The following is an 11,848-nucleotide window of genomic DNA, read 5'->3' as shown; positions in this document are numbered from 1 at the left end:
AAATTAGGGTCTTTGATTATTTAGATTCGAATTCAAACAACGAAGGTGCGCAATGGCAGACTGGAATGGCGAGTATATTAGCCCATATGCTGAGCATGGAAAAAAAAGTGAACAGGTAAAAAAAATTACGGTATCAATTCCACTAAAGGTATTGAAAGTCCTCACTGATGAACGTACTCGACGTCAAATCAATAACTTGCGCCATGCAACTAACAGTGAATTGTTGTGTGAAGCTTTTTTGCATGCCTACACAGGTCAGCCGCTGCCCACTGATGAAGACTTGCGAAAAGATCGTCCAGATGATATTCCCACTGAAGCTAAAGCATTAATGACCGCGATGGGGATTGAATTTGAAGCCTATGACGAATAAACCACTCACAATAAAAAACCTAGCAGCGCTAGGTTTTTTATTGTAGTCAGAAGATCCAGTTCAGTTTTAGTCTTGCAGATAGTTTTAGTCTTGCATATAGTTTTCTGGCATTGCGATGCGGGCCACACCGGAATCGATGGCGGCTTGTGCAACGGCTCTTGCTACGCGAGACAATAAACGTGGATCCATGGGTTTAGGAATGATGTATTCAGCACCAAAGCTGAGTTTTTTGACTCCCGCCGCTTGTAGGACTGCGTCTGGTACAGGTTCTTTGGCTAATTGACGAATGGCCTCCACAGCCGCTAATTTCATCTCATCATTAATCTCGCTGGCTCGTACATCCAGTGCACCTCGGAAAATGAACGGGAAGCAGAGTACGTTATTCACTTGGTTTGGATAATCACTGCGGCCGGTACCCATGATCAAATCATCGCGAACTTGATGGGCTAATTGCGGTTTAATTTCTGGATCTGGGTTAGAACAAGCAAAGATGACGGGGTTGTCTGCCATTAATTTTAATGCTTCAGGTGGCAGTAAATTCGGGCCAGATACGCCAAGGAATAAATCGGCACCCGCAATCACATCTTCCAGAGTCCGTTTATCAGTGTTGTTGGCAAATAAGGCTTTATATTGATTGAGATCGTCTCGGCGAGTATGAATCACTCCTTTGCGATCCAACATATAAATTTTTTCACGCATTGCACCACATTTAATCAGTAGCTCCATACAAGCAACAGCCGCTGCGCCAGCCCCTAAGCAGACAATAATGCAATCTTTGAGTTGTTTCCCTTGCAGTTCAATGGCATTGAGCATGCCTGCTGCGGTCACAATCGCGGTTCCGTGTTGATCATCATGAAATACGGGCACGTCACAGCGTTCGATTAGGCGACGTTCGATTTCAAAGCAGTCTGGTGCTTTAATATCTTCTAAGTTGATACCACCAAAAGAGTCGGCGATATTGGCGACAGTATCGACAAATTCATCAATGGTGCGGTGTTTGACTTCAATATCAATCGAATCAAGATTAGCAAAACGCTTAAACAGGAGCGCTTTCCCTTCCATAACGGGTTTGGAAGCCATTGGGCCAAGGTTTCCTAATCCTAAGATGGCGGTGCCATTCGAAATGACGGCAACCATATTGCCTTTCCCGGTGTATTTGTAGACATTGTCAGCATTCTGTGCAATTTCACGGACAGGTTCAGCAACACCTGGACTGTAAGCCAGCGCAAGGTCGGCAGCCGAATCGGCTGGCTTAGTTAAAGCAATCGCAATTTTTCCCGGCGTTGGGAACGCGTGATAATCAAGGGCGCTTTGGCGAAATGCATCTTCTGGAGAAAGGTCTTGCTGGTCTTCTGACATAGGGAGGTTCTCTTATGGTTTTGTTAACGAACGACTCATTCTAAAGGATGTCAGACAAACTGCCTAGGTAGGATTGTGCTTAAACCGAGCAAAGCTGGTTTGATTTAATCTGATAAGACCAGCTTACCCGCTATATTCGTTGTGGTATCTGGCAATCGGTGGCGGCGGAAAGGGAGCCCATGGCATAAGAACCCGCGCTACAAAACAAACAAAAAGGACGCCGTAGCGTCCTTGGGTAATCTTTGCTTAAACTCGCGATTACTTTTTGCTTGGCGATTACTTTTTACTTGATAGTGCGCCAAAACGTTTGTTAAAGCGATCAACACGGCCACCAGTATCAACGATACGTTGTTTACCAGTATAGAATGGGTGGCATTTGTCACAAACGTCAAGATAGATGCTTTCTTTACCAAGAGTTGATTGGAAAGTGAAAGCGTTGCCGCAAGAGCAAGTTGCGCTAACTTCTTTATATTCTGGGTGGATACCAGCTTTCATGGGATAACCTCAAATGTAGGCCGTGTCGCTATCCGAATCATTGCCGGACACCACACGTAATGTTAATGATACTGTTCAGATGCCAGTAAGATACTACGCATCTTTAAGGCGCGATATAGTAATGAATCCTCGCTACAGGATCAACAGGTTTCGACGCTATTTTCACCACTTTTGTTAGTCGAATTTCTTAGCATCATCCAGTAGACTGTGCTTTCTGCTCCTTTTTGACGGCTGACGATAGTTATGCGCCCAACCATTGCTCGTGTTGCTTTACCTGTTCCTCTTGATAAGCAATTTGACTATTTGATTCCCTCTCACCTGTTTCCATTAATTGGAGGGCGAGTGTTGGTGCCTTTTCGGCGACAAACGCTAGTGGGCGTGGTCACGGCCTTGGTGTCAGAGTCTGATTTTCCACTCACGCAGTTAAAATCGATTCAATCAGTATTGGATACTCAACCATTGTGGCCAGATAAACTGTACACATTACTTCAGTGGTGCAGTCAGTTTTACCAATACCCGCTTGGCGAAACGTTAGCCAATGCTTTACCGAGTGCTTTACGTAAAGGCAAGGTGGCCGAGTTTGCAGTGAGTAAAGAGTGGTGCTTGACTGAGCTGGGACGAAACCAACTTATGCAGGGGTTTGGACGAGCGATCAAGCAAGCACAAGTAATCAAGTTATTGCAAGCGGGCCCGTTATCTCATCAAAGGTTGCTGGATGAAGGCGTCATCAGTAGTACACTCAATGCCCTTCGCGACAAGCAGTGGATTGATGTGAAAGAGCAAGCGCCATACGTTGAGCCTTGGCCTGAACACATTGAAGCTAAGGTGGATAAACCGCAAGTCAATCAAGAGCAGGCGATCGCCATTGCCACCGTGAATAGCCAAAGCGGTTTTGCTTGCTATCTGTTGCAAGGCGTGACGGGATCGGGCAAAACGGAAGTCTATCTTAATTTGATTAAACCGGTTTTGGAGCAGGGTAAGCAAGCGTTGGTTCTCGTCCCTGAAATCGGGTTAACACCACAAACGATTCAGCGTTTTCGGGAGCGGTTTACCGTTCCTGTGGTGGTTATCCACTCTGGGTTAAATGAAACTGAGCGTTTGAATGCCTGGTTGGCGGCACGAGATAAGGTGGCTGGGATCATCATTGGTACGCGTTCAGCGTTGCTGACTCCCTTTGCTGAACTGGGCATTATTATTGTCGATGAAGAGCATGATAGCTCTTATAAACAACAAGATAGCTTACGTTACCATGCGCGAGATGTTGCTGTGATGCGAGCAAATCTTGAGCAAGTAGCGATTGTGTTAGGTAGTGCGACTCCCGCATTAGAAACCTTGCATAATGCATTAATTGGTAAATATCACCATTTACAATTAACTCAGCGGGCAGGCGTGGCACTGCCGACGAAAAACCGAGTGCTGGACATTAAGGGAGAGTATCTCGAAAGTGGCTTATCTGCGCCTTTGATTGCCGAAATGCGTCGTCATTTAGCGCAAGGGAGTCAGGTGCTGTTGTTTTTGAATCGGCGAGGTTATTCTCCGGCACTTATGTGTCATGAGTGTGGTTGGATTGCCGACTGTCAGCGTTGCGATGCTTATTATACTTATCATCAAAACAGTAACGAAATTCGTTGTCACCATTGTGGTTCACAACGGGCTGTTATTCAACATTGCCAGCATTGTGGTTCTACGCAGCTGGTCACGGTTGGGGTAGGAACCGAGCAACTAGAGCAACAACTTGCTCACCTTTTTCCTGACTATCGAACCATTCGTATTGATCGAGACAGCACGCGTCGCAAAGGCAGTTTAGAATCAGCCTTAACGGCTATTCGTGATAATCGGTATCAGATTTTGATTGGCACTCAGATGTTGGCGAAAGGTCATCACTTCCCCAATGTCACCTTAGTCGCCTTACTGGATGTTGATGGCTCGCTATACAGTAGTGATTTTCGGGCCGCCGAGCGTTTAGCGCAGTTGTTTATCCAAGTTGCCGGCCGGGCTGGGCGTGCTAGTAAACCAGGAGAGGTGGTTTTACAGACGCATCATCCAGAGCATCGTTTACTACAAGCTTTACTACACAAAGGGTATGATGATTTTGCGCATACCGCATTAGCTGAGCGGCAGGTAGCACAACTGCCTCCTTACACCTATTTAACGTTATTTCGTGCAGAGGCTAATCAATCGGCGCGGGTGGAAACCTTTTTAAGGCAAGTGCGTGAAACGTTACAAGTTCATCCTCTTTTTGCACAAGGGGCGGTGGTGTTGGGGCCAACGCCAGCACCACTGGCCAAGCGAGCGGGCAAATATCGCTGGCAACTTTTGCTGCAAGCTCCAACGCGTAGCGTTATGCAACGTCTATTGACCAGCGCCAAATCAGCTATTCAGTCATTACCCTTAGCCAGTAAAGTACGTTGGAGCATGGATATTGAGCCTCAAGATTTAAGTTGACCAATGTGACGCGTACAGTGGTGAAGAAGAAACTGAAAACTCCTTGTTCGTGATAGCGGTCACACTTACAATGCAAATTTTGTTAATTAAGCCGTAACTTTCTCTACAGAAAACAATACACTATCAACACGATAGCGTCAGTGAATCGTTTTCGTTCAGTGCACTAAAGCTGAATTAATCAGCTTGTGGTTGGCTTGTGCTGGAACAACCGCGAAACGCTGGCCCCAAGATTAAGAGAAAGAGAGGATAAACTTAACATGGCGACAATGAAGGATGTTGCCCAGCTTGCAGGCGTATCTACCGCAACGGTATCTCGTGCGTTGATGAACCCTGAAAAGGTCTCCACTTCGACCCGAAAACGGGTGGAAGAGGCGGTGTTAGAAGCTGGCTATTCCCCCAATTCTTTAGCACGTAATCTACGACGTAATGAATCCAAAACCATTGTGGCGATTGTGCCGGATATTTGTGATCCCTACTACACCGAGATCATTCGCGGCATTGAAGATGCGGCGATGGAACACGGTTATCTGGTATTATTGGGCGATAGTGGCCAACAGCGAAAACGGGAAAGCTCTTTTGTCAATTTAGTTTTTACTAAACAAGCGGATGGTATGCTATTACTGGGAGCCGATTTGCCTTTTGATGTCAGTAAGTCAGAGCAAAAAAATCTGCCGCCTATGGTGATGGCGTGTGAATATGCACCTGAGCTTGAACTACCAACAGTCCATATTGATAACCTGACCTCTGCATTTGAAGCCGTTAACTATTTGACCCAAATGGGACATAAGCGAGTCGCTCAAATCAGCGGCCCTGAAGGTGCGGTGCTGTGCGAATTTCGCCAGCAAGGTTATCAGCAGGCTTTGCGTCGAGCCGGTTTGACGAAAAACCCAACCTATCATGTTGTAGGTGATTTTACCTTTGATTCTGGTGCTAGAGCCGTTCGTCAATTATTGGCTTTATCTGAGCCGCCGACCGCAATTTTTTGCCATAACGATGCAATGGCGATCGGTGCCATGCAAGAAGCCAAACGGCTCGGATTACGAGTTCCGCAAGATTTATCAGTGGTAGGGTTTGATGACATTCAATTCGCACAATATTGCGATCCACCGTTAACCACGATTTCTCAACCACGTTATGAAATTGGCCGCCAAGCGATGTTTATGATGTTAGAACTCTTACGTGGTCATGATGTACAGGCGGGCTCTCGACTGCTAGAGACGCACTTAGTGATTAGAGACAGCACTGCGCCACCGAGAACATGATAATGGCGGATGGTGGATTGGCTTGAGTCATATGACTGACTGGTTTACGGATACTTTGCTGCTGTTATCTGTCCTTAAACTGCATTAACATATGAGTCAAACTGTCAACTTTTGAATTTGTCTGTGGCGAATAAAGATTATGTAAGGCGTGGTCGTAGCCCCAAAAAGCCGACCAAAAAAACAGCACGTGGTCGTAAACCCTGGCGGAGCGGGTTATTGGCACTTATTTTACTGAGTGGCTTTATTTATGGTCTCTATCGGTTAAGCTTAGCACCCGAGTCACCGGCTCCCCAAAGTGCTGGTAGACAGCAAAGTCAATCGAGTAAAACTCAGACTCAAACTATACCGCCCCGGCCAACAGAAAAGTGGGATTATGTTGAGTCGTTACCGAATCGTGAGATTGAGGTGATCGCCAAAGAGCAAGTCATTTCCGAAATCCCTTACATCATGCAGTGTGGCGCTTATAAGACGCTGCAACAAGCAGAAACTCGAAAATTAGATATTGCCTTTCAGGGTTTGAGTAGCAAAATTCGTAAGAAAGAAAATAGTAGTTGGTATCGAGTCGTTTTGGGCCCTTATACCTTTAAACGTGACGCAGAGCGTGACCGACATAAATTACAGCGTGCTAAAATCGAGCCTTGTGCCATTTGGAAAGATGCGCAATAAAGTGACGAATGAGAGGGCAGGCCTTAACGTTATGCCTTCTCGCCTTTGGTGCTGATCATGCCATTCAGCAAATACTCACCACTATCTGTGAATGAAAAACCGTTAAACCTATTTTATCATCACGAGATGCAAGGGCTTTCCCTTGAAATATTTTCTCTCTATCCTCATATAGTCTCTAACATCCTAGTGAAAAGCATAAAGAGGTCCTCACGTGACTACCATCGTATCTGTACGTCGTAATAACAAAGTGGTGATTGCCGGAGATGGGCAAGTCTCACTGGGCAATACCGTCATGAAAGGCAATGCGCGTAAAGTCCGCCGGTTATATAACAATAAGGTTCTTGCAGGATTCGCTGGTGGCACTGCGGATGCTTTTACTTTATTTGAACGTTTTGAAAGTAAATTACAAATGCACCAAGGGCACTTAACTAAAGCCGCGGTTGAGCTTGCAAAAGATTGGCGCAGCGATCGTGCTTTACGCCGTTTAGAAGCGATTTTAGCCGTTGCGGATGAAACAGCATCGTTAATTATTACCGGCAATGGTGATGTGCTTCAGCCGGAACACGATTTGATTGCGATCGGTTCTGGCGGTAATTTCGCCCAGGCGGCTGCGATTGCTTTATTAGAAAATACCGAGCTGGACGCAAGAGATATCGCCGAAAAAGCACTCAGTATTGCCGGTGATATTTGTGTGTTTACTAACCATCAGCACACCATTGAAGAGCTGGAAATCCCTCAAGCGTTGATCGCTCAGGAAAACCAATAACTCGGTGCCTACCGAAAGCGAATGTTAAGGAATCGATCATGTCAGAAATGACTCCTCGTGAAATTGTTCACGAATTAAACCGTCATATTATCGGTCAAGATAAAGCTAAACGTGCGGTAGCCATTGCTCTGCGTAACCGCTGGCGTCGTATGCAGCTTGATGAAAGCTTACGTGTTGAAGTGACACCAAAAAATATTTTAATGATAGGGCCAACAGGGGTCGGAAAAACCGAGATTGCCCGTCGTTTGGCGAAATTAGCCAACGCCCCTTTTATTAAAGTAGAAGCGACCAAATTCACTGAAGTGGGCTATGTGGGTAAGGAAGTTGAAACCATTATTCGTGATTTAACTGATGTTGCGGTTAAGCTGACTCACCAACAAGCGATGGAAAAAGTGAAATTTCGCGCAGAAGAGTTGGCAGAAGAGCGAGTTTTAGATGCCTTATTACCACCCGCTCGTGATGCGTGGGGGCAGTCAGAGCAGAATGATGACTCTTCTTCGACACGGCAAGTTTTTCGCAAAAAGTTGCGGGAAGGTAAGCTTGATGACAAAGAGATTGAAATCAACGTAGCGGTGCCGCAAATGGGAGTTGAGATCATGGCTCCTCCCGGAATGGAAGAAATGACCAATCAGTTGCAGGGGTTATTCCAGAACTTAGCGGGAGATACTAAGAAAAAACGCAAACTGAAAATCAAAGATGCGTTAAAAGCATTAGTGGAAGAAGAAGCAGCCAAATTGGTCAATCAAGAAGAGTTGAAAGATCAAGCCATCTATAACGTAGAAAATAATGGTATCGTCTTTATTGATGAAATCGATAAAATCTGTAAACGTGGTGAAAGCTCAGGCCCTGATGTCTCTCGTGAAGGGGTGCAGCGTGATCTGCTACCTTTAATTGAAGGCAGTACGGTTTCCACCAAACATGGCATGGTTAAAACCGATCACATTTTATTTATTGCCTCGGGAGCCTTCCAAGTGGCGAAACCCTCCGATCTGATCCCTGAATTGCAAGGGCGCTTACCGATCCGGGTTGAGCTAGAAGCATTATCAAGCGATGATTTCAAACGTATTTTAACAGAACCCAAAGCGTCATTGACCGAGCAATACATTGCCTTGATGAAAACGGAAAATGTACAGATTACGTTTACCGAAGATGGTATAAAGCAAATCGCGGAAGCGGCTTGGCAAGTGAACGAAACCACCGAGAATATCGGAGCGCGCCGTTTACATACCGTCATGGAGCGCTTAATGGATGACATTTCTTATGATGCGACAGAACAGCCAGGCAGTGAGTATACCATTGATGGTGATTATGTCCGTAGTCGCCTAAGCGAATTCGTCGAAGACGAAGATTTAAGCCGCTTTATCTTGTAATATCTGCGCCCACCTTGATCTGGTGGGCTTTTTTCTCCCCCCCATTTATGCGTATACTGAGCGCCCATGTTCAGTCATATTTTATCGCTATGAATAACTCTTTACGTATTTGGGTTGATGCAGCAAGACCAAAAACACTGCCTCTTGCGCTGGTTTCCATTTTTACTGGTTCCGCCTTGGCTTTTTCGTCAGGATCTTTTTCTGTGCCTGTTACTTTGTTGGCGTTATTAACGGCGACCTTACTGCAAATTCTTTCCAATTTAGCTAATGACTACGGCGATGCGATGAAAGGAACCGATAACGAAAAACGGCTGGGCCCAATGCGAGCCATTCAATCCGGAGCCGTCTCACTGGTGGATATGAAGCAAGCCATGGTGATTAATATTGTATTGACGATTGCGGCCGGCTTAGCGTTAGTCTTTTATTCGTTGGAGAGTTTGCACAGTATTCTTGCTTTTATCGGCTTAGGTATTTTAGCCATGCTGGCCGCGGTGGCTTATACCGTGGGAAATAAACCGTATGGTTATGTCGGGCTTGGCGATCTCTCTGTTTTTCTGTTCTTTGGTTTACTGGGCGTTTCTGGCAGTTATTTTCTGCAAACAGGTCACATTGAATGGGGGCTTTTCTTACCGTCATTAGGCTGTGGATTAATGGCCGTTGCTGTACTTAATATCAATAATATGCGGGATATTGAAAACGATGCAGAGTGTGGTAAACGGACTATCGCTGTTCGTTTGGGACAGCAACGTGCTAAAACGTACCATTTTTTACTGTTGCTGGGCGCAGTGCTCTCTTTTGCTAGTTATTTAGTTATGCAAGATAAGCCGTTGTGGATTAGTTTGCCATTTTTATTGAGTGCTATTTTTGTCTTGCAACATGGTCGTGCTGTTTGTGCTACCGATAAACCTGCCCAAATCGCTCCTATGCTTCCTGTGGTGGTGAAATGTTCGCTGATCACTAATCTTTTATTCGTCGGCGTCGTCATTGCTCAAACTCTCACCAGTTAATTTGCGCTCTGTCATTGCATTGGCTTACTGACACTATATACTCGTGGGATAACCGTTTGTTGAGAGAGTAAAGCTATGGAATACAACACCTCTGCGCTATGTGATATCTATCTCGAGCAAGTTGATGTGGTAGAACCCATGTTTAGCAATTTTGGAGGCTGCGCATCCTTCGCTGGACAAGTAACGACGATCAAATGTTTTGAGGACAACGGCTTAATCCGTGAAGTATTGGAACAAGATGGAGCGGGACGTATTCTATTGATCGACGGTGGCGGTTCTTTACGCCGAGCGTTAATTGATGCGGAGTTGGCGGCCATAGCGGAAGAAAACGAATGGGAAGGGATGGTCGTTTACGGCAGTGTGCGTGAAGTCGATGAATTAGAAGAGATGAGCATTGGTATTCAGGCATTAGCTTCTATTCCTGTTGGTGCCAGCTCACAAGGCATGGGTGAAGTCGATGTCGCAGTCAACTTTGCTGGAGTGACTTTCCTACCGGAAGATTACTTGTATGCTGATAATACGGGCATCATCCTTTCTCCTGAGCCTCTTAATGTCGATTTAGACGTTGACATCGAGGAAGAGCTAGCAGAGCTTTAATCCTCTCATTGAGATGTTCTGTCGAGTTTGCTGAAGGTAAAAGCCGATGCGTTGCGCATTGGCTTTTTGTTTTTTAACTGATCAGGTATCGACGTTTTAGCCACAACGCATAAATGTATCCCAATACACCACCACAAATATTACCCAGAGCAATACCGATAAATAATCCTTCGACACCATACCAATATGAGCCAAGCCAAGCGGATGGTAAAGTAAAGGCAAAAAGCCGCATAAAACTCCATTGGAATGCTTTGATGGGCAAGTGCAAAGCATTCAGTGCTGAGACTAGCATCATGACAATACCTTGAAACCCATAGCTGATCGGCACGACCAGTAAATAGTGCCAAAGCAAGTCACGCACCGTTTGTTCTTGTGAAAACATCGCGGCCAAAGGAATACTCAGTGGCACCATCATAATAAAGATCATCAATTGAAATAAGATGGAAAAACGCATCCCGAGAAATAAGCCAGCAAAGCTGCGTTTAGGCTGTTTGGCCCCTAAATTCTGCGCCATAAACGGTGTAAGCGCTGATGTAAGAGACATAAGCACTAAAAGTAAGATCGACTCAATGCGCTGTGCAGCACCAAAAGCCGCCACCGCTGCGGTTCCATGTTGAGACAAGATGACCATTAATAGTGCACCGCTTATCGGGGTCATCGCACTGGAGAAAGCGGCAGGCGTTGCAATGCGTAAAATGTGTCGCCAATCTTGGTAAATGAGAGAGAGCTTGGGAAATATCAGTAGTTTTTCCCGTTTGATTAATAAGTAGAGTGAGCAGACTAGAGCGCCAAACCAGGAGCATGCGCTAGCAATCGCTGCACCTTGGATGCCTAACCCTGGGATGGGGCCATAGCCAAAAATCAGTACAGGATCTAATCCGCCATTGATGATCCCTGCTAATAACATGATTTTTGCTGGCGTTTTCGTATCCCCCGTTGCTCGGATAGCACTACTTCCCGCCATAGGAATCACCAACAATGGGATCGAACAATACCAAATGCGCATATATTGTTGGATAAGAGGAATCAGATCGGCGTTTGCACCGAGTAATGGGAACAGTTTATCCATGGTTGTGAGGCCCAATATGGCTGCCAAAACCATTAAACTAACGGCCAGTAATAGCCCATGACTACTTAATCGAGCGGCTTGCTGCGTTCTCCCTTCTCCCAAACAGCGTCCGATACAGGTTGATAAACCAACCCCGATGCCCATAGTGATGCAATTCAAACCAAATGTGACCGGGAAAGTATAGCTGATGGCTGCCAGCGATTGAGTGCCAAGCAGCGAGATAAAAAATGTATCCACCAGATTAAACATCAGCACAGCGACCATACCGACCGTCATAGGAAGCGTCATTTGACGTAATACTTGAGGGATAGGCGCTGATAGTAAGCCGTGTTTATCATGCATAGCGGACAACAAGGTAAAGGATGAAGAAGTTAAGGATACTTGATCTTGTGCAGAGGGACTAGGGGTGAGCTACTTTTCACTTTGGGTTGGTAAGAGGCTG

General features: G+C 45.7%; 11 protein-coding genes. 8 read left to right on the top strand and 3 right to left on the bottom strand.

The annotated features are described in order from the left end of the window. Window positions 1-52 precede the first annotated feature (52 nt). Window positions 53-370 (top strand): met regulon transcriptional regulator MetJ, encoded by a 318-nt coding sequence (gene metJ / locus CAG57_RS12300; RefSeq protein ID WP_078927113.1) that lies wholly within the window; start codon window positions 53-55, stop codon window positions 368-370. An 84-nt stretch (window positions 371-454) separates the two neighbouring features. Here metJ and CAG57_RS12295 read toward each other — a convergent pair whose 3' ends face one another. Further along, entirely contained in the window at window positions 455-1,729 is a 1,275-nt protein-coding gene (locus CAG57_RS12295; protein WP_099610271.1) for a malic enzyme-like NAD(P)-binding protein, read from the bottom strand. 276 nt (window positions 1,730-2,005) lie between these two features. Beyond that, complete coding sequence (gene rpmE, locus CAG57_RS12290) at window positions 2,006-2,224, bottom strand: 50S ribosomal protein L31 (protein ID WP_078927111.1); 219 nt, start codon at window positions 2,222-2,224, stop codon at window positions 2,006-2,008. A 243-nt stretch (window positions 2,225-2,467) separates the two neighbouring features. Here rpmE and priA point away from each other — a divergent pair, with 243 nt between their 5' ends. The 7 genes from priA (at window position 2,468) to rraA (ending at window position 10,337) form a co-directional block, all read left to right on the top strand. Continuing rightward, window positions 2,468-4,669 (top strand): primosomal protein N', encoded by a 2,202-nt coding sequence (gene priA / locus CAG57_RS12285; protein ID WP_161428383.1) that lies wholly within the window; start codon window positions 2,468-2,470, stop codon window positions 4,667-4,669. Window positions 4,670-4,887: 218 nt separating this feature from the next. Beyond that, on the top strand, window positions 4,888-5,931 hold the full coding sequence (gene cytR / locus CAG57_RS12280; protein ID WP_272870161.1) for a DNA-binding transcriptional regulator CytR: 1,044 nt from the start codon (window positions 4,888-4,890) through the stop codon (window positions 5,929-5,931). Window positions 5,932-6,054: 123 nt separating this feature from the next. After that, entirely contained in the window at window positions 6,055-6,597 is a 543-nt protein-coding gene (locus CAG57_RS12275; RefSeq protein ID WP_161428385.1) for an SPOR domain-containing protein, read from the top strand. 211 nt (window positions 6,598-6,808) lie between these two features. Further along, window positions 6,809-7,363 (top strand): ATP-dependent protease subunit HslV, encoded by a 555-nt coding sequence (gene hslV, locus CAG57_RS12270; protein WP_099610275.1) that lies wholly within the window; start codon window positions 6,809-6,811, stop codon window positions 7,361-7,363. 38 nt (window positions 7,364-7,401) lie between these two features. Continuing rightward, entirely contained in the window at window positions 7,402-8,733 is a 1,332-nt protein-coding gene (gene hslU / locus CAG57_RS12265) for an HslU--HslV peptidase ATPase subunit (RefSeq protein ID WP_099610276.1), read from the top strand. An 89-nt stretch (window positions 8,734-8,822) separates the two neighbouring features. Continuing rightward, on the top strand, window positions 8,823-9,740 hold the full coding sequence (locus CAG57_RS12260) for a 1,4-dihydroxy-2-naphthoate polyprenyltransferase (RefSeq protein WP_099610277.1): 918 nt from the start codon (window positions 8,823-8,825) through the stop codon (window positions 9,738-9,740). Between the two features lie 75 nt (window positions 9,741-9,815). Then, window positions 9,816-10,337: a ribonuclease E activity regulator RraA gene (rraA, locus tag CAG57_RS12255; protein WP_161428386.1), complete on the top strand. Its 522-nt coding sequence runs from the start codon at window positions 9,816-9,818 to the stop codon at window positions 10,335-10,337. 73 nt (window positions 10,338-10,410) lie between these two features. Here the strand turns inward: rraA and CAG57_RS12250 are convergent, their stop codons facing one another. Further along, window positions 10,411-11,748, bottom strand: coding sequence for an MATE family efflux transporter (locus CAG57_RS12250; RefSeq protein WP_161428387.1), 1,338 nt, complete (start codon window positions 11,746-11,748; stop codon window positions 10,411-10,413). Window positions 11,749-11,848: the final 100 nt, after the last annotated feature.

The organism is Vibrio sp. V30_P3S12P165 (assembly GCF_009904905.1).
Taxonomy (GTDB): Bacteria; Pseudomonadota; Gammaproteobacteria; order Enterobacterales; family Vibrionaceae; genus Vibrio; species Vibrio fujianensis.
The sequence above is the reverse complement of the archived record's forward strand: the minus strand, read 5'-3'. Positions and strand labels throughout refer to the sequence as shown.